Genomic DNA, 18,495 nt, shown 5'->3' on the forward strand with positions numbered 1-18,495 from the left:
GATGCCCCAAGCATCAAAATCCTGCATTCCAAAAACAGTCCACAAAGTCAAATGCGATCCTAGCTCAATCGCTTAGCCGCTCTTCACGGACGACTATGTAGGCCTAATGCTCTGAGCTCCGATGATGTCCCTTGTCAGGTCAACCCGCGATCTCGATCGCTCTTGAAGTAGGATGCCTGAGCGCTCGTCTGAACTCAGCGAACTGGTGGAACGTGACAAACAGCGCGATCATTCCGGCGCCCAGCTCAGCGATTGCTTGACTGGCCAACAGTCCGTTGAAACCCGATATGACCGGGAATAACAGTACGGCCGGTATGAAGAGATAGCCCTGCCTTGCCAAGGACACAACCGCACTGAGGCGCGCTCTCCCGAACGACTGAAGCATCGTCGCAACGAAACTCTCAACACCAAAAAATCCAAAAAAGAGATGGAAGACGATGCAGGTCGAGACGGCAATTTCCGTGACCTTATCGCTATCGCTGAACAGTCTGACCAAAGGCCGCGCAAAAGTCACAACGGCCACAGAATACGCAACGGAAAGAGCGACAGTCATGGAGAGCATGAACTTCGCAGCCTTCAATACACGAGCAAAGTCGCGTGCGCCCCAAGCGAAACCCAGGACAGCTTGAGAGCCTATGCAGAAGCCGGTGATAGGCAGTGCACCCATCGTCAAGATTCGCACTGCTATTCCCACGGCCGCGATGGAATCGTCGCCGAACGGCGCAGCAGCTCCGTACAAGAGCATAACGGCAATAGCAGATAAAATACTGGTCATGGTCGACGGCGCCCCTATGAACGCGAGCTGTCTGATGCGATCTGCTCGCAACGAGATGTGAGTTATCCCGATGAGGACTATCCCGCGAAGCTTCGCAAAATACGCGATATAGAGGCTAATAGCAGCGATTTGAGATACCAGCGTCGCGAGGGCTGCGCCTCGCACACCGAAGTCCAGCAAGAATATGAAGACGGGATCAAGCACAGCGTTCAGTATGAAGGCTGTAATCATCGTCCACATGCTGAATCGTGTGTTGCCTTCGGCTCTGACGATGAAGCCGTTGACAATGTTTAGAAGCATCAGGGTGTACCCGAACAAAAGCGTCGCCGCGTAGTCGAGCGCCACGGGCATGATGGTTGGACTTGCCCCGAGCGTTACGAAGATCCCTCGCAGGTTTAGAAGCAGAGCGACGGTAACAATGATACCGATCGGGGCGGCGAGCGCGAGTGCAGTACTCGCGCCTCGACTCGCCTCCAGGTACTCACCAGCGCCAAGATGACGAGATATGAACGACGCTGTTCCAACACCGATCCCCTGTCCGGCTGCCGCGAGCAGGACCACGATCGGCAAGGTCATGCTGACAGCTGCGATCGCCTGCGCGCCAAGTGCGCCAACAAAGATCGCGTTGACGACCTGCTGTAACGCGTGGATCGATAAGCCAACAACAGACGGAATGGCGAGCCGCAGGATAAGGCTCGAGAGATTGGGATCCGATAGATCGATGTGCTGCTTTTTCTTTGGCATCACATCGCGATCGCTCTCGACGGCCAATTTCGCATCCGGCTCATTCATGGATGAACGTGTCCCCAGCTCTTCCGAATTCGCTGATCGTCTGCAACAGCTCCTGTTGCAACACCATGCAAAGATTACGGGTCACCTCATAACCGACCTGGGTTGGATCATACCTCGTTTCGATCTGTAGATGGCCGGCTTGATATCCGACATCGAACCAGAAGAGGTGAATCACGGCCCCTTCATCCATGTCTTCGCCGATCCAAAGTGGAGAAGGATTCTTGGCTAGGAGACGGCGTGGAAAATGGCGCTGCAAACCCGCTCGATAATTCAATCCAAGCCTGGGTAAGGGCAGGCGATCGATCCGGCTCCGCACGGCTGGATCTCGGTTTAGGAATTTCATGGCCCGAAAGCCTATTCCTCCGCGCGGCAGGGCATTGCGCTGGCGGTATATTGAACGAGCACGATCGGGACGGGGCTCCGTTCCGGTGAGACTCAAGGGAAGCGGAACGAGCTCGCTGATATGGCCGATGATCTGAGATGGATCGAGATCGTCAAACAGCCGACCTCGGGTTGAGGTAAGGCTATCAATCCAGAGCGAATAGTTGCCGAAAACGCGTCCAAAGGCGCCAGAAATGGCGGCAAGAAACACATCAAAGTCCTGACAATGCGCCAATCTGGCTGAAATATTGAGGAGATCAGCTGTCGCTTCTTCGTCAATCTCAAGATGGTAATTGCCCTGATCTTCCCAAAGGGATCGGCGATTCGCTTCATCCATGCGACCTTCAAGGCGTGCATAGTGAAGCTCTCTCGCGGTCACTTTCGAAACGCTCGCGCCGCCCGATGAGGTGGCGCTGACGTGCAAATTGAACTGATGGTAGTCAATCCTCTCCCAGTAGTTGAGTTCGGCTGGCGCTTCGCTGTTCGCGTAGTGCTCAAGGCGCTTCAACCATGCAGAGAGCATTTGTATGTTCTCGGGAACACTCACGGCGTGGCCTGAGGCAAGGGCGTACGCCGCATCCAATGCTTCCAGGAACAGTCGATAGCCTATCCCGTCCGCTACAAAATGATGCATCAGGACCAGCAGATAGTAATCGCCGCTTTCCGATGTGCGGAACACCGTGACGTTAACAAGAGGCGTCTGGCCGTCAAACCGAAACATGTGCTGACGTCTTGCTGAGATGCTCTCGATTGCCTTACGCTGCTGTGGGTCGGTCATTCCGACAAGATCGATCTCCTCCACGAGGCGTTCGGCCACGGAAGGCCCGATTGTCAGACGTAGACCATCGCCGGTTCGCGCAATACGGAGTCTGAGGCCTTCGTGCCTATCCATGACATGGGCAAGAGCGCGTTCCAGCGTTCGGATATTCAGGATGGCGCCGGGCAAGAAGAACAGATCGCCGATGTTGAAATGCTCATCGAAGCCGACAAGACGGTTCCAAGATGAGATTGCGGGGGTAACTGGCAATGAGCCATCCCCGGAAAGGAAGGTATCGAGTGTAACTGCCGCTCCGTCTGTCGCCAATTCCCTGATGGTCGGTGTTCGATAGAGTTGGTCGACAGTGAGATTCAGCCCGGCTTTGCGCGCCAGCGTGACGCAGCGCACACTCAGAAGAGAGTCGCCGCCGATATCAAAGAAGTTTTGATCGAGTCCGACCCACTTGGCGCCTAATAGATCCTGCCAGATCCCAGCAAGAATACGCTCCTTCCTCGTGCAGAGCTCAGCAGATGGAACAGGCCCGACCTCGCAGTAAGGAACGGACGACAGGCGAGCACGATCTATCTTTCCGCTCGCCGTAAGGGGGATACTATCAACCAAACGAAAGGCGGCTGGAATCATGTAGGATGGCAATGTGTGGCGCAAATAGGTGACAATATCTGCAGAGCTTAGACCGTCGCGAGCCGGAACCAAGCTGGCCGTCAAGCGACGATGGTCATCGATGTCTTCTGCGACGACCGCGGCCTTTGCGATTGCCGGATGAGACTCAAGGGCCGCTTCGACCTCCTCCAGCTCGATGCGAAAGCCCCGTACTTTGATCTGGTTGTCCGATCGGCCGCAAATCTCGAGAAGGCCGTTTGTTGAGATGCGCGCGATATCGCCACTTCGATAAAGAACGCCGTATTGCCCGCCGTCGTACGGATTCGGCACGAAACAGCGGTTGGTCCGATCTTGATCCCGCCAGTACCCAGCGCTCACGCAGCGTCCCGCGATGCAGAGTTCGCCGGCGGCTCCGACCGGGACTCTCTTCAACTGGGCATCGAGCACGTAGAGTTTGACGTTATCGATTGGGCGTCCAACGGGGACGTGCGACGTGCCGTCGCAGGCATTCGATGTTTCGTAGACTGCCGCATTGGATGCACATTCCGTAGCACCATAGAAGTTCCACAACGGCACGTCCGGGAAATACTCACGCCAGCGAACAGGGAGCGAGGACGGCATCGGTTCGGCGCTGCTTGTGACCAAGCGCAAGGCGGTCGGTCGCGAGCGCCGTTCTTGGGAAGCAATGAGCCCGGACAGGAGTGGCGGCGAGGCAAACAAGTGTGTCACGCGATGTCTCGCCAACGTACACAACAACAGATCTGGATCCAGCAACTGCTCTTGGGTTAGGATCAGCGCGGGCACGCCTCTCAAAAGGCCCCCAAAGTACTCCCAAGCGGACGCAACAATTGATGCGGACTTCTGGACAACCATCACGTCGGTACTATCGAACGGAAAGCGTCGCCACATCCAGTTCAGTCGATTGAGAATTGCCGATTCCGGTATAAGAACTCCCTTCGCCTTCCCGGTTGAGGACGAAGTGTATATAAGGCTCGCAATTCCCTGATCTGGTGGTTTGTCGCTGCACTCAAAATCGCGCGCGGGCGCGCCGCACGCTTCTAGAGTCAATAAAGATCTCGACGTCACTCCAAAAGCAGGCTCGGAGGTATTTGCGTGAACCAAAAGCTTTGCTTGACTATCTCGCAGGATATGTTCGATCCGATCACGCGGATAATCCGGCGATATAGGGACAACAATGGACTGCAAAGCTCGTGCGGCAAGAATAACAGCGGCAACGTCAGGCGACCGGTCGACCAGCATGGCGACCATGTCGCCAGCCCCCACGTCAGAAGTCTGCAGTAACGACCTGATAGCTGTTACGCGCTCACGCAACTGGCCGAATGTGATCTCACCAAAATCACCACAATACGCCACCTCGCTGCGATTAGAGACGCTGATTTGCTCGAACGCTCGGACAAGCGGACATTCGGTCTCATATGACTGCGCCGAGCCCTCTAGCGCGTCCAGCATAGTGACGTCTGACTCACTGAGGCAGCTCAGATCTTGAATGGGCGTAAGCGGCTTCTCAATGCACGCTGCAATCAGACGGCGCAGATTGTCGGCCATGCGGATAATCAGATCACTGGAAAATATGTCTTCCGCGTACGCTAGCTGGAGGGCAATTTCCTCGCCCTGATCTTGTGCGTACAATGTCAGATCGAATTTTACGTAGCCGGTCTCGTATTCGCGGAATGTCAGATCCAACTCATGTTGGCCACGTGGCTCCGCCGCCTCGGAGTACATGTTGAACATAACCTGGAAGATCGGTGATTGTCCCGCTTCGCGATGTAGCCTGGTATCCCTTACTATCCAGCCGAACGGATATGCCGAATTTGCGATGGCATCGCTGACCACAGCCTGGATGCGCAAGGCATGAACCGCAAAGGACTGGCCCACATCGATCGCGGTGCGGATGGGCAGCATGTTCAGGAAGAAACCAACAATTTCGGCACTGCCAGGTTGATCCCGTACGACGTGCGGTATGCCAACGATGATATCATCCTGACCGCTATACATCCGCAGCAGAAGCTTAAAACATGCGAGGAGTGCTGTCGACGTGGTGCACCTATGTCGGCGCGCAAACTCCCTTATCTGATGGGATAGATCGCTGCCAAGTAGCACCGCATGCGATGCGCCGCGAGACGAATTTGTCTGCGGCCGCGCCCGTGCCGTTCCAAGCGAAAGCACCGGCGGATCATCACCAATCTGACGACGCCAATAGCTACATTGGTTGGCAAGCGCCTCCGGAGTAGCGTGTTGTGTTTCCCAGACCGCGTAGGTCGAGAGTGACACTCGGTTCTCTGGCAGAAACGCCGCGGCATCGACGTACCTTTGTCGAAGGTCCCTGAGCAGAACAGAGATCGACCAGGCATCGATGATAATTTCGTGAGCGGTGATCAGTATGAGATGGTTGTCAGGGCCAAAACTGATCATACGCGCGCGAAAGAGATGACCTTGGCTGAGATCAAAGCTGCCGTTCAGCTCTGTTCGCCTTAGCTCTGCGATCAGCTTCTCAGCCCCCTGCGACGTGAGATGAGATGCATCAGTCAATTCGAGACTTGCGCAATGCGGAGCATCAAAAAGCTGAACCGGACCGTCCTCGTCGATAAAGCGTGCCGAAAGTGCCTGATGGGAATGAACGACATCAATCCAGGCGCGATTGAACGCGGCCAGATCGATGATGCCCCGCATTCGCAGGCCGCCCTGAATGACGTAGTTCCTGGCAGACGGATCGAGCTGCGAAAGAAACCACAGGTGCTCTTGAACTCGCGTCAGAGGCGATCGTGTAAGCTTTCCGCCGGCCGGTGCTGTGCACGGCCTAGATTCGGCTCGCGCCGAGATCGAAGCCGCAAGAGATCGGATCGTTCCATTCAGGACCAGCCTGAAATCCGTTCTCACTCCGAGCTGGGTCTGCAAACGGCCTAATATGAGCATTGCCCGGAGCGAGTCTCCGCCCAGGCTTATGAACTGATCATTCACACCAATGTTCTCAATGCGCAGAACACCGGACCAAATTTGGCACAGCTGGGCTTCGAGGTCGGTTTGCGGCTCCTCGAATGGCGTCGGCAATGGAGGGCGAAGACTGGTCGGGTCGGGCAAAGCTCCAAAATCGACCTTTCCATTACTGGTCAGTGGAATACCGTCGACGTGGATGATTCTGTCTGGGAGCATGTAGATAGGCAGCGCTTCAGCAAGGAAGTGCTGAAGCTCGCCTTCCGTTACCTCAGCTGGAGCGGACACATACGAGATGAGTCGTCTCGTCCCGCTTTCCCCCTCGGCCCTGGTTATGTCTCTCGCCATAAGCTTTACGCCTGCGCAGACGGACGCGACCGCGACGGCGCCACGCACCGAATGATGAGCGGAGAGGCGAGCCTCGATTTCTCCTAGCTCAATTCTGTGTCCGCGGATTTTGACCTGACGGTCCCGTCGACCGAGACATTCCAAAAGACCATCGGAACGAACGCGCCCGAGATCGCCCGTCCTGTATAGGCGCTGGAAGGACGGAACGTTTGAGAACCAGTTTGGCCCAAAGGCATCCTTGGTGCGGACGTCGTCATTGACGTAACCAGCAGCGACGCCAACGCCGCTAACGCAGATTTCACCGACCTCTCCCGCCTTGCACAGCCGGGGCCCGTCGGCGATATAAACCTCAAGATTAGAAATCGGCTTGCCGATCGGCACATAAGCGTCAGCCAGCGCAGGCGGCGCGGAAACCAGATGATGCGTGACGCCGTCCGCGCACTCGGTCGGCCCGTAGTGGTTGAGAATAGGGACCCGCGGATATAAGGCAAGCCACGCGCGCGCCAGTGCGGGTGTCAAAGGTTCTCCGACCGTCGAAATAATCCGCAAACCGTCCAGAGCTCGATCAGCCGCCGCAAGCGGCTGCAAATATTCAACAAATACTGCAAGCATCGACGGAACGAGTTGAACTACCGTCACGCCGTGTCCCTGAATCGCTTTGAGAAGCGACACTGGCGATTTCAGTGTCGCATCATCAATGAGCGCGGTACAGCCTCCGACGCAAAGCCCCGCCAAAAGCTGCCATAACGAGATGTCAAAGCAGTGCGATGCCGTCTGCGCGATGCAATCCGTCCGAGTGAGGGTCAGGGCATCAATCTTTGCCGCCAGATGATTGTTTAGGGCTGCACGTTCGATCATTGCCCCCTTAGGACGGCCCGTTGAACCAGAGGTAAACAGAATGTAAGCGAGTCCATCCTTGCTCCATGATGGCACAACAGACGAAGTCTGGCCCTCGCGCAGCGCCGCCTCTATCGTCATGAATTGCGTGGCGCCTTTGCTGCTCGCCCGGATTGGGCTGGCCGAATCCAGCTGGCCTGGCCCCATAATCAGAGCACAGCGACTCTGCTCGATCATGAATGATGTACGCGGAGCCGGTAACGATGGATCGAGCGGCAGGTACGTTGATCCAGCCTTCAAAATTGCGACCACCGCCGTCGCCCAGTCGAGGTCCCGCTCACCCCAATAGCCAATCACTGTGCCGCGAGCGCACCGCTCTCGTAACGTCCTCGCGAGGGATTCCGATCTTACTCGCAGCGCCTTGTACGTAAGTTCGTCTGCGCCGTACCTCAGCGCAACCCTCTCCGGATCCGATCTTGCAAGGCGATCGATCGCCGTGATCGCGTCGACCGGCTGACGTTCCACAAGCCGATTTTTGCCTGATCGATCTTCCGTGGGCATACGCGTCTCGCCATTCGTCGCCGTCTGCGGCCCTCAAATCAGAACACCGGGGATCCTGATTGAGGTGTGCATTGCGTAGCCGCCCTGGTTCTGCCAGTCATAGTGTGTCGTTTCTCCCATTCTCAGCTTCTCGTCCTTTGCGTTCGCTTCGATTTCCTCGATGATCGGCAGGGAACACGACCGGACGCTAGCGCCTCAAGTTGGCGTTGGCATCTCCCGGTTCTTGTAGTAGACACGCGATAGCCTGCATGGCACTCGCAACCAACGCGCTCAGAGACTCGTTCCGGCTTGTGGTTTCTTGCATTTGCGCTTTCCTCATGAAATTGGACTTGGCGCTCGCCAGGCTGCAGATCGCCTGCGGCGCCTAAGCGATGACATCGATTGTGCAAGAACGAACACAGAGGTGTGTTACCGTTTTCAACGAGGCCGGCGTTGTTTGCCATAGCCGTTGAAGGACAGTCGTTAAGCGTTCAAACATTTTGATGCTCGTGGCTATCACAAGATAGCTAGGGGCAGCCTAACGACTCGTAGGCGTGCAGAACCATCCGCCGCGAGCTCCTTAATCCGTTGATGTTCGCAGTCGTCCGCCTTGGTGCAAACGAAAATTCACTCAGAAACGTTTGCTGCGGACCCGCAGGCGACGTCCAGTCTAGGCCAAAGGGCGTTCCGATACGGCTTTCCGAACCGGAATCGAATTGCGCGTAGCGCCTTCGCTTACCCTCCACGACATGCATGCTCGGCAGTTCTCTTCGCGCGTCACAGAAGCTTCGTCTCGGCGCCTACAGCAGAACCGATACGAATAATGTTGCGACCAAGCCGCTTAGCACTACGGCGAAGCCGGAGCCAGACTGTTATTACCGTCCTCGTATTCGTGGTAAGCTGGAAGACGCTGATGATGAGCCTTTCCTGCGCCTGCCGCGTTGCGTGATGATCCCTCGTGACGGTTTTTCCCACGAGCCGGATTTCGATGACCGCGGCGTAGCCGTGCGATCCTGTGTGGGTAGAACTGTCCAGCTCCAAACCGGCTCCGCTCGCCGACGATATCCATTGGCTTTCGCCGTTACGGCATGTGTCTCGATTGATCGAAAATCCGTCCAAGGCAACAAAAGTGTCCTTCTGCTGCCGCAGCGGGAAAGGGGCTTCCTGCTGCGCAGCATACTGTCGGACGGTCAGCTTTAAGACCATTGTCCACAACGTGACGTACCCACCCGGTACGAAGCAACTGGAGACCGCGCACTTCCAAGCGGCACGCTGCTTGCTTCATTCGTGGTGCCATCACCGGTGCCAGCTCGATCGGTAGTGGATCGGGAAAGCGCCGCGGAGTGTTTGATGCGATCTGGAGTTCGTTTTTGGGGAGCGACGACGATCACCGCAAGCGGCACAGCCAATTCGGCGGACGTACAACTGCCATCGGCTCTGTGGAGCTGGTCCGGAGGACACATTGGCGGGCACGCCGGCCGTGCTTACGGCCAAAAATCCTTCACTAATCCCTGCGGTCCGTCAGTCTATGGCGGCGGCGATACTCCTGTTTTTCTGGCAGGCGACCAGATCGGCTACGACTGGCAGAAGAATAGCTGGGTACTTGGCCTCAAACTCGAAGCCAGCAGTGCTATCTCCGACGGCACAAATACCCGCCTCGCCGCGTCCGGCATAGTACTGAGCCCAAGGCGAGTCCAAACGTCTTTGTCACCGGAGCCGGTCGCCTCGGTTACGCCTTTGGCGCGCAGCGCCACACGCCCTCAAGGGAGGTGTGGCTTGGCAAAACAATTGAGGGCGCCGTCATCAATGACAACGAGTTTGGCCAATGTCGGCGATGCCGCGGCTGGGTGCACAAGACCGTGAACGTCCTGGACAAGCTCTCAGTCTCGGTGCAGGCCCCCATGAGGAAGGATTTGCGCGAGGTCTACTGGGCGCGAACCGAGCGTCCGCCGAAGCGGCGACCGACGTTTTCGCCGATTGCGCCAAGTACGGCCGGGCGGTCGAATGCCTGGTCAAGGATCGCGAAGCGCTGCCGGCCTTCTACGATTTTCTTGCCGAACACTGGGATCACTTGCGCACCACCAAACTCATCGAGCGCGTGTTCGCCAGCGGGCGATACAGGACCGTGCGGCCGAAGGCCTCCTTGTCGCCAACCACCGCTAAGCTGATGGTATTCAAGCTGGTGATCGCCGCATCAAGGACCTGGCGGCGGCTCAAAGGCACAAATCGGCCCAAGGTCGTCGCAATTCGGATTCAACGCGTCATTGAGAGCATGCAAGTGCCGGCAAGCCAAGCGCCTGATCACCTCGTCACCTAAATCCCGAATAGCTCAGCTCATTGGGCCGATAATTCAATGGAGATTTCTTAATGACTATTGATGACGAGAAGGACGCCCCACCGGCTCTGTCTACCGGTGCGACGCATATACTCATCGAACTATGGGGAGCGAAGAACCTCGACGACCCGGCCATTGCGGAAGACGCAATTCGAAAAGCCATCCGTGCGGCGAGTGCGACATTACTCCACCTTCACGTTCATAAGTTTTGTCCGGGTCACGGCGTCTCCGCAATAGCCTTGTTGGCTGAATCGCACATTACCTTGCATACTTGGCCTGAGAGGTCCTACGCGGCCGCTGATGTTTTCGTATGTGGCGACAGCGATCCTGCGGGCGCCGTGCCAATTCTAGTTGAGGCCTTTCAGCCCGAACGGTCTGACGTTCGCAGCTTCCGGAGAGGTGCGTCGATCATGCCAACGCATTGAAGCAGATGATCGATCTCCTTGGAATAGCCGGTCATGTTTCCGCCCGCGCGCTATCGCTGAAAGTTGGTGACGGTGGGAATCGGGAAGGCGGCATGTGGGGGTGCTTGAGGCCTCCACTTCTCCACCGAAGGAGCGATATGCCATGTCCAACGATAACAACATCAAGCTGAGTCAGCCAGGAAACGTCGAGGATCGACTCACCGAAATCTTGCGCAATGCCGCCTCGAGCGCGTCGGGATCCATACAGTCCCGAGCTGGATGCCGATCGAAGATGTGGTGAGCCTTCCCATGATCATTGGCGAACTGGCGCAGGTAGACACGTAGTGCTGGTTTACAGGCTGTTTCGAGTTTTCCTCAGGCATGGTCTCCCGGCGAGTGGCCATCTTCTTTCCAGGCCTGGCATGTTTGGACAAAGGCAACGCGCGATATCCACATACTCGGCCAGGGGCGACATACCTACCTGCGCCGTTGCATGTCGGCTAGTGTCCGTCCTGCGATGTGGCAGTCCATCGAGCAGGTCCGAACCTAATTTTCCGTCGACGGTTTAGGCCAACCAGATGTAGGGATATCAGGTCAAGTCGGGAATCTAGAGTCTGGTCGTTCGGCACGCGCAACAATAAGCGGGGCCTCAACCCGCACCGCGGATGGCAGGCTAGGATTGCTCCGCGAGATCGTGTTCGCGACAGCTAGCAAGTTGTCGAGCCACGGAATTCCGATCCCGCCGCTCGACTTTGATGAAGCAGTTCGAACGACCAAGGTCTCGACCGAGATCCCAACATCGGAGGCCGGGGCTCTGTATGGCTTGCCATCCCAAGCATCGGTGGTTGCGGGAATTGGACTCTGCGCGGAAGCCATGTGTGAGCAGTGCATCCCTTACGGCGCCAAGATCGCCCGCTATCAACGGCTGTCACGCCAAATCAACGTCCGGCAAACGCTGGACGGAATTGCGCGCCTTATTGCACAGGCGACGGACGCGAAAAGCCGTTTTCCAGCTGGCTGCGCCGATCCTTGGGGGCGTCTTACCACAGCCAAGAATCAGCCTGCCTGAGAAGCACCCTTAACGCTTGCTTCCGTGGCATCCCTCGGGGATGCGTTGAGCTTTGCCAGCCGAGACGAAGGCCACACGCACACGCGTCTCGACTAGCAAGTCGGCTCCACGCCTGCACTGTTGGTGCAGCGCGATCGAAGCCCGCTTCACCTCAGGAGCCGCGATCACATCAATCACGTCATCCATATAGCCAGGTTTGAAGAAGTCCAGTTTCATAGAACGCACCACGAAGGCGAAGCCGCTCAGCTCCTCGCCGCTAGCCTCGAACAATCTGCGATGATCTGTCCCAGAAGCCGAAGGTAGTTCGTTCGGCTGCGCTCCATGAAGCGTAGATAGTTCGCGTGATATACGATCTGGCTGAAATCTGTGTCCTCGAAATAAACGCGGACTTGCGTGTGGTGCCCGCCGTCCCGGATTTCGCCGTCAAGGTCGGGCAAATCGGTCCCTCTAGAGTCGCATTGGTAGACCCACAATGGCGCGGCCTTGCGACCAAACGTACCACGGTCACGCGCCATGCAACTGTGAGAGGCAAGATAGACACTGAGGCATCAATCGCCAATAAGCTGGCCCGGCACAGTCCCGACTGCTTTGTGGTACCCTGTTTGCCACTGGATTGGAGGGCGTGGCCCTGGCGCTCGCAAGGCGAAGTCCGCTGGGGCCACGTGGCCGTTTCCATTCACATAGATAAGTGCAGTTGGCGGTATCGTTCTTGGCGGAGAGTAACGCTCGCTGCTGGCGCATCCAGATTTCAAGCTCGGCAATGAGCGGCCGCGATTGTTCACGGCGCGCGGCAAGCCGTTGCTCCGGCGTTTGGCTGTTAATGCGCTCGATCTCGAAGAGCATTTCGATACGACGTACCGCTTCGCTGGCGATCGGCGCCTCTATTCGGCTTCGCGCCGAACTGGTCGGTGAGCGTCGAATACGACCACTTGTTTATGCGGATGCCGACGTGAACTTCACCGTTGCTGGTGGTTCACTGGGCGGCGATCGCATCCGCCAGGATTTCGATGTTATGACTGCGCGGCTCAACTATAAGTCCGGCGGTCCGATTCTTCTCAAATACTGATCTATCGTTCAAACGACGGATCGAAAGCCCCGGCCATTGGGCCGTTTTTTTTGACCTGTTGGTCTCATGTACAGGAACCATAAACGGTCTTATGCATTCCGGCAGACCGCAAAGCCGGGCATGCTGGCCGTCCTCGGGATTTGCCCAGCTCCTTGGACAGACCTTGCGTTCGCCCCCGGGTCGTGGGGCGTTACTTCGAGGCCATCGGGGCATCCAACCGCAGGAAGATCGGATCGGTAGTTGCTGACACCTACGTTGCGGCACAGGCCTGGAATGCCGACGGTCACCAGATCGTGGGCGCTATTGCGGACGAGATGCTGCTGACTAACGCCAAAGCTCAGGTCGCCTCGATCTTGGGCGCTGACCTGCGGACGGCAGGCCCTGGCTAGATTGCGTGAAGAGCGTCCACAAACGGGCGGACATCAGTTTTAAATACATTGTCGAGGACGCGTTTGAGGCGCCTTGCAAAGCCTTCGAGGACCATCATGGCCTGATGGAAGCGTGCGTTTCGCGGATTTCGTGCAGTGCAGCTATACGACGCACCGCAACGATCACGGTCATGAGTTTGATGAAGAGATGGGATGTCACAACCACCCATCATTTTGATGACGTCGCGATCCAGCGCGGCCGTTTCGACCGTAACTATCAAGGCACCAACTAGCATGACATCGTAGCCGCAATTAATGCTGCGGTCGCCGTGCTGTTAAACCGCCCCTCCCCGTCGGCCTTCAATGTCGCCACCAAAGCTGAAGCGCTGTTCTTCCTGGCGCATCTGATTGGCGATCTACACCACACGGCCTTCTGGTTGCAGGTTCGCGTCAGCCTGGCCCACGGAGCTATCATCGGCTTAGCGCGTTCTGGCTTTGGTGAGAAACATGCCGCAACAACTACCGCGCGCAGATGCCGACCAGTGTTCTGAACGCACGCTTCATTGGGGAACGCCGCATTAAGTTCCGCCCAAGAGATCAGCGAGGCCTTGAATAATGGCAATCAAGAAGCTTATGAACATTAACACTAGCCCAAGTGTGGTCCACACTATGTCGGCCAGCTTGGGGGACTCAATTTTCTGACGGATTGAACCTTCGACAGACACCTTCAGCCTGCCAAGCCGTCCTGTTGCCTCGACTCGCTCGAGTTTCGATCTGCGAGCGCGCAGCCAAAAATCTCTGAACCACGGCACGGCGATACATACCGGACTCGCGGCGCCGAGCACGTCTTTGAGAGCGTCCCACCAAGAGTACGCCATGTATCTCAGGCTCTCATCGACGGATCAGACTACACAGCCATTGGCATGTGCGCCGCGAGTTCTAGGTCATCGCTAGAGGCAGCAACGCCAAGCGTCTTGCCGCATGCAACCGAAATTCGTTCCATCAGATCCCAAGTTGGCCCCTGGGTCCCGACTCCCGATTCGATTTCGCTAATTCGAGCCTGGCTAATACCCAACTTATCCGCCAATTGTGACTGAGAGAATCTGGCATCCTTGCGCATGGCCCGAACTAGTTCGCCAGCACGCATTGCCGCACTCGACAGTTCCTTTTCAGCTGCAAGGCTTGCATCAGCTCTTTCGATTCTTTCGACCAGATCAGCAAGCGAACGACCACGCCCCTTACTGCTAACCTCAGCAACGGCTCGCACTCTACGTTTGTGACTTTTGTCGACTTTGAGTTTGACCATTGCAGCCTCCACTCTTCATACGAACCAAACTGAAGCTCGCGCATTCAGTATTCCGGCCTTCAAAGCGTTATAATCGCCGCCATTCCAGGAAGACCCTCCAGCGTACATCAGCACGCCATGCTCAGCCGCGAGCATTAGCGTTACCGTCACATCGCCATCATCATCAATTTCGACAGCAAAGATCGCAAACTTAGCCGCCGCGGAAGCATGGAACATCTCGACGCCCCTATACGTATAGAAGGGCAACAGATCCCTGCTATCCACCGATCCGCTGTGGACTTTCTGCAGGTAGAGCAGGATCTCGCAAGCGAAATTGTGCCCAAGCTGCTCCAACTCATCAGCCGCGTCTCCCAATCCGGGATCCTCGAATGAAACAAGCATATATGGAATTCCTTATATTCTGTCAACCCCGAATCAAGGCGAATGTTGGAAAAAGAAGCTATAAATGTAGTCGACGGCGTGATGCAACTGTAACGCGCAAACTGGAACTGTGAAGACCGGGGAAGCCCTCAATATAAGGGATTTTACCAGGCGAACGAAGATACTTTCCGGGGCTCATGACCGTTGGGTCGCAGTCCTGCCGGGACTTACCAATAGTCATATATTTACAACGGAATCGGAATCCTAACGTTCGCTTCGCTTCTAACACCGGACCTTCAACAGCCGGCGCGGCATGATCGAAAAGACCAAGAACGGGACAAAAGAGAGCCCATGAATTGAGAGGACCTGTAGAAGAAGATCATGAGTCGCTTCTCGGCACTGCAGACACAATCGGCGGAGCCAATACCGACTCGCTTGCCCTGGCGGGCGCGGCGGCTGATTGATCGGATGCATTTTTGCTGCTCAGAAGATTCGCCGAGGCGGCCGATGACGGCCGAACCGTTACGGCGGGATACCCGCATCGATCTTGAGACGATCGTGCTGAGCCATTTCGGCTCCCTGATCCCAGGTCAGCGAACGACGCAGTTCTTCGGGCAAGGTGATGACGGTGCGCGTGATCGCGTCGCGCACGGCTTCGGCCCCGTGCCCCGCGAGCGCAGGTCCGTTCTTCGCGCGCGGAGCTTCGCCATGCCCCGCCAACAGAGGAAGGTGCAATAGCATCGTGAAGCGCGTCGTGCGCTCGACCAGCGTGCCGATTGCCGAGCTGCCAAGACCGAGGATGAGATCTCCCTCCCAATGTCCCGGCACTGCTCGATCGGCAGCTTCAGCCGGGCGCTCACTGATCATGATCTCCGGGCAGACAAAGCCCTTGCCTTGCCTTGCCTTGCCTTGCCTTGCCTTGCCTTGCCTTGCCTTGCCTTGCCTTGCCTTGCCTTGCCTTGCCTTGCCTTGCCTTGCCTCGCCTGCGTACGCGTACCCTAGGCATCCGTAACGCACGCGCGGTTTGCAAGCACGCCGTCAGCTCTCGGCGCAGCGCGCCGCGGCCTGAACGAAGAGAGCTTGATAGATAGCTTCGTGGCTGATGCGCATCGTCTTGTCGTCCGGGAAGTCGATCGGCAAGCGTCGGGCAATCTGCTCAGGGCTCCAGGCTTTGCGCCCACCGCCGATCCTTGCGCGGGCCATGCCGGCCCTCCTTCCGCGGACCGGCGGGACCAGGAACGGGAGCGCCGGTCGGGGCAACGACGCCGCCAGCAAGTCTCTCCTCCACATAAGTGCGCAAGGTTGCATTCAGCGTAACCTTGGTCGGCTTGGACCGGCGGGCGGATCGATCTGCATGCCACTGGGCAGTTCTTGCCCGATACTCCAACCCGCCGCCGCGCCGCATGCGCCGCAGTTCACAGAAGACTGTCGAAGCAGCGCGCCCCAAGCGACGTCCAATCTCCTGTATGGAATGGCCCTGCACCTTGAGAAGTGCGATCTCCTCGCGCTCAATCAACGAGAGTACCGCCCGGAGAGCGCCTTTTGCCGAAGTTCTGAACATCGCTGGTGGCATGCCGCCTGCCTTTCGGAATAATCTGCTTCCGACAGGTTGTGTCGATCCGGCTTCGAGTGCAGCAGCTTCGCTGCTCAGCCCCGCGGCAATCGCCCGCCAAAATCTATTCTGCTCATTGCGTCCTGCAACAGACAGCCGTCGCATTACAACGTTCATCGCAACCTCCAACCTCCGATCGTTGCGACGACCGTTTGACTCCGCCTTGGATGCCGCGATCGGAGTGATGGATCAAACCCGGCCTGGGGCCGTTGCTGCTGGGTCGCCATCGTCAAGGCTGCGGATGCGAGTTCGACCTGCATATGATCCCGCATGGCCCAGCCGACGATCGTTCGGCCGAACAGGTCCATGACGGCCGCGAGGTACAGCCACCCCTCCGCGGTCGGGATGTAGGTGATATCAGCGAGCCAGACCCGGTTCGGAGCATCCGCCGTGACGTCGCGTGCGATCAGGTTCGGTGCGATCGGCAGGTCGTGACGGCTGTCGGTGGTGCGCACCCGGCGCGGCGGCGCCATGATGGCGCAGATACCGTGTCGTTGCATCATCCGCTCGACCTGCGCGGTCATCAGATAGCCATCGCCGGTCAGAACATTCGATCCCGGGATCTTGCTAAGGAGCGCACAGCCGCCGGTCGCAATTACGACCGCCTCGGCGCGCACGGTCCAGCGATCATGCTTGCGCCGGCGCAGGCCGCTGGCGCCAGCAACGGCGCCATTGTCGTCCACGAGCAGTTCGAGCGCAGGACTATGATTTAAAATGGTGACGCCAGCCTGCTTGGTCCTCTTGCGCATCAGGCGCATGTATTCTGGCCCCTGCAGCGACGTACGCTGCGACTTCCCCAGGTCATCGGTGGGATAAAGATAGCCCCAATCGGCGAGATATTTCCTTTCGTCCAGCTCGGAGCGCGCCTTGAAGCCGGCATCTGTTGTCGTCACGGCGATCAGCTGGACGATCGTGCGATAGCTACGCAGTGGCTTTCCCCTCCAGTTGATGGTGATGAAGGAGAAGAGACGATGCTTGATCTTGTTCCACTTGCTGGTGCCGGGCGGCAGGTGGCAAACCCTGATCGGCAACTTGAGCTCGTCCGCCAGTTTTTGAAGCTCGACCTGCCACAGGCGCACACGAGACCCGTTGCTGCCGCCGCCGTCGGCCGTGATCATCGGGCGTTTGGCTGTCGGATGACGCTTCGTCCCCATCGTCCGCCACCATCGGCGGATCGCATTGACCGCGAAGCTGGCGGTGTCGTGGTCCGTGCCGACGCTGACCCAGCCGACATTATTGGTGATGTCGTACATGCGGTACGGCACGGCGCGGCTTAGCTTGGGATCGATAAAGGCTTGAATGTTGACGAGCTCAGGCCTGGCTTGGCGACGCCATTCCCGGCCGTTGTTCTTGAAATTGCCTACCAATTCCTTCTTCTTCGTGTCGACCGATATGACCGGTTCGTTCGCCGCCAGGAAGTCGTGGCCTGCGTGTTGATGTATTGAAACTGCGCGTCGCGATCGATGTGCTGGCCGCCTTCTCGGGCCTTGTTGTTCGCTTGCAGGCTGTAGCCTATGCCGCGCAGAAGCTCGCTGACAACCGTCGTGCAAACCTTATGACCCTCCTTCGCCAGCTCGGTCACGAGGTTACGCAGGCTGCGGGTCGTCCACAACAATGGCTGCATCGGATCGCCCCGCGTCACCGGTTCGACCAGGCGCTTGAGATTGGCCGCGAGGGTTGGATCCCGGGATGACTTCTTCTTGTGCCCGCAGCCCGCCTTACGGACGCGTCCAGCCGGAACCGCCACGTTGTCGCGAGTGTCAGAAAGTCCGTGAAAATCGTCGACCGCGCCAATCCGCTGATCCGGACATCAAGCTGACCCCGCCGTGTCCCAGCGCTTTCGCGCCCAGGGCGACAAAGCGCCGGAGGCTCTGTTCATTCAGAACAGGGGCCATCTCCTGATAGCGCTTCCGCGCGGCGCGCGCCTGAGCGGCTCGAATCATCCCACGACGCCACGTCGCGCGAGTCATCA

At 57.6% G+C, this 18,495-nt stretch carries 9 protein-coding genes and 6 pseudogenes; 5 read left to right on the forward strand and 10 right to left on the reverse strand.

Annotation, left to right across the window (positions count from 1 at the left end):
- Positions 1-139: 139 nt before the first annotated feature.
- The 3 genes from ABIB80_RS32800 to ABIB80_RS32810 all read right to left on the reverse strand — a co-directional run bounded on the left by ABIB80_RS32800 (position 140) and on the right by ABIB80_RS32810 (position 9,209).
- On the reverse strand, positions 140-1,567 hold the full coding sequence (locus ABIB80_RS32800; protein WP_354128990.1) for an MATE family efflux transporter: 1,428 nt from the start codon (positions 1,565-1,567) through the stop codon (positions 140-142).
- Positions 1,560-8,024, reverse strand: a complete 6,465-nt coding sequence (locus ABIB80_RS32805) for a non-ribosomal peptide synthetase (protein WP_354128991.1) — start codon at positions 8,022-8,024, stop codon at positions 1,560-1,562. Before ABIB80_RS32805 ends, ABIB80_RS32800 begins: the two co-directional genes overlap by 8 nt.
- A 756-nt stretch (positions 8,025-8,780) precedes the next feature.
- Positions 8,781-9,209 (reverse strand): hypothetical protein, encoded by a 429-nt coding sequence (locus ABIB80_RS32810; RefSeq protein WP_354128992.1) that lies wholly within the window; start codon positions 9,207-9,209, stop codon positions 8,781-8,783.
- A 632-nt stretch (positions 9,210-9,841) separates the two neighbouring features.
- Between ABIB80_RS32810 and ABIB80_RS32815 the strand changes: the two are divergent.
- From ABIB80_RS32815 to ABIB80_RS32825, 3 genes and pseudogenes are all read left to right on the forward strand, one after another.
- Positions 9,842-10,320, forward strand: a pseudogene (locus ABIB80_RS32815) (transposase); the annotation flags it as partial.
- 50 nt (positions 10,321-10,370) lie between these two features.
- Entirely contained in the window at positions 10,371-10,763 is a 393-nt protein-coding gene (speD, locus tag ABIB80_RS32820; RefSeq protein WP_354128993.1) for an adenosylmethionine decarboxylase, read from the forward strand.
- A gap of 658 nt (positions 10,764-11,421) precedes the next feature.
- Complete coding sequence (locus ABIB80_RS32825) at positions 11,422-11,811, forward strand: hypothetical protein (RefSeq protein WP_354128994.1); 390 nt, start codon at positions 11,422-11,424, stop codon at positions 11,809-11,811.
- Positions 11,812-11,820: 9 nt separating this feature from the next.
- On the opposite strand, the pseudogene ABIB80_RS32830 reads toward ABIB80_RS32825, so the two are convergent.
- Together ABIB80_RS32830 and ABIB80_RS32835 are read right to left on the reverse strand one after the other, a co-directional pair.
- Positions 11,821-12,248, reverse strand: a pseudogene (locus ABIB80_RS32830) (YbgC/FadM family acyl-CoA thioesterase).
- Between the two features lie 259 nt (positions 12,249-12,507).
- A pseudogene (locus ABIB80_RS32835) lies at positions 12,508-12,687 on the reverse strand (IS66 family transposase); the annotation flags it as partial.
- Between the two features lie 11 nt (positions 12,688-12,698).
- Between ABIB80_RS32835 and ABIB80_RS39470 the strand changes: the two are divergent.
- Together ABIB80_RS39470 and ABIB80_RS32840 are read left to right on the forward strand one after the other, a co-directional pair.
- Positions 12,699-12,877, forward strand: a pseudogene (locus ABIB80_RS39470) (outer membrane protein); the annotation flags it as partial.
- 394 nt (positions 12,878-13,271) lie between these two features.
- Positions 13,272-13,538, forward strand: coding sequence for a protein-tyrosine phosphatase family protein (locus tag ABIB80_RS32840; RefSeq protein ID WP_354128995.1), 267 nt, complete (start codon positions 13,272-13,274; stop codon positions 13,536-13,538).
- Positions 13,539-14,152: 614 nt separating this feature from the next.
- Here the strand turns inward: ABIB80_RS32840 and ABIB80_RS32845 are convergent.
- The 5 genes and pseudogenes from ABIB80_RS32845 to ABIB80_RS32865 all read right to left on the reverse strand — a co-directional run.
- A complete protein-coding gene (locus ABIB80_RS32845) occupies positions 14,153-14,551 on the reverse strand; it encodes a helix-turn-helix domain-containing protein (RefSeq protein ID WP_279692399.1) in 399 nt (132 codons plus the stop codon).
- Positions 14,552-14,566: 15 nt separating this feature from the next.
- Positions 14,567-14,932 (reverse strand): hypothetical protein, encoded by a 366-nt coding sequence (locus ABIB80_RS32850; protein WP_354128996.1) that lies wholly within the window; start codon positions 14,930-14,932, stop codon positions 14,567-14,569.
- A gap of 510 nt (positions 14,933-15,442) precedes the next feature.
- Positions 15,443-16,640 (reverse strand): annotated as a pseudogene (locus ABIB80_RS32855) (transposase); the annotation flags it as partial.
- Complete coding sequence (locus ABIB80_RS39475; protein ID WP_502918757.1) at positions 16,637-17,047, reverse strand: DDE-type integrase/transposase/recombinase; 411 nt, start codon at positions 17,045-17,047, stop codon at positions 16,637-16,639. The gene ABIB80_RS39475 and the pseudogene ABIB80_RS32855, both read right to left, overlap by 4 nt.
- Positions 17,030-18,466: pseudogene (locus ABIB80_RS32865) on the reverse strand (ISAzo13 family transposase); the annotation flags it as partial. The pseudogene ABIB80_RS32865 and the gene ABIB80_RS39475, both read right to left, overlap by 18 nt.
- Positions 18,467-18,495: the final 29 nt, after the last annotated feature.

Origin of the sequence: Bradyrhizobium sp. i1.15.2 (genome assembly GCF_040548425.1) — a bacterium.
In the GTDB taxonomy this organism is placed as follows: Bacteria; Pseudomonadota; Alphaproteobacteria; order Rhizobiales; family Xanthobacteraceae; genus Bradyrhizobium; species Bradyrhizobium canariense.

What these genes read in the sequence shown, in the direction of transcription:
- ABIB80_RS32800 (WP_354128990.1), bottom strand. Translation starts at nt 1,567, where the DNA reads ATGAATGAGCCGGATGCGAAATTGGCCGTCGAGAGCGATCGCGATGTG.
- ABIB80_RS32805 (WP_354128991.1), bottom strand. Translation starts at nt 8,024, where the DNA reads ATGCCCACGGAAGATCGATCAGGCAAAAATCGGCTTGTGGAACGTCAG.
- ABIB80_RS32810 (WP_354128992.1), bottom strand. Translation starts at nt 9,209, where the DNA reads ATGGTCTTAAAGCTGACCGTCCGACAGTATGCTGCGCAGCAGGAAGCC.
- speD (WP_354128993.1), top strand. Translation starts at nt 10,371, where the DNA reads ATGACTATTGATGACGAGAAGGACGCCCCACCGGCTCTGTCTACCGGT.
- ABIB80_RS32845 (WP_279692399.1), bottom strand. Translation starts at nt 14,551, where the DNA reads ATGGTCAAACTCAAAGTCGACAAAAGTCACAAACGTAGAGTGCGAGCC.
- ABIB80_RS32850 (WP_354128996.1), bottom strand. Translation starts at nt 14,932, where the DNA reads ATGCTTGTTTCATTCGAGGATCCCGGATTGGGAGACGCGGCTGATGAG.
- ABIB80_RS39475 (WP_502918757.1), bottom strand. Translation starts at nt 17,047, where the DNA reads ATGACCGCGCAGGTCGAGCGGATGATGCAACGACACGGTATCTGCGCC.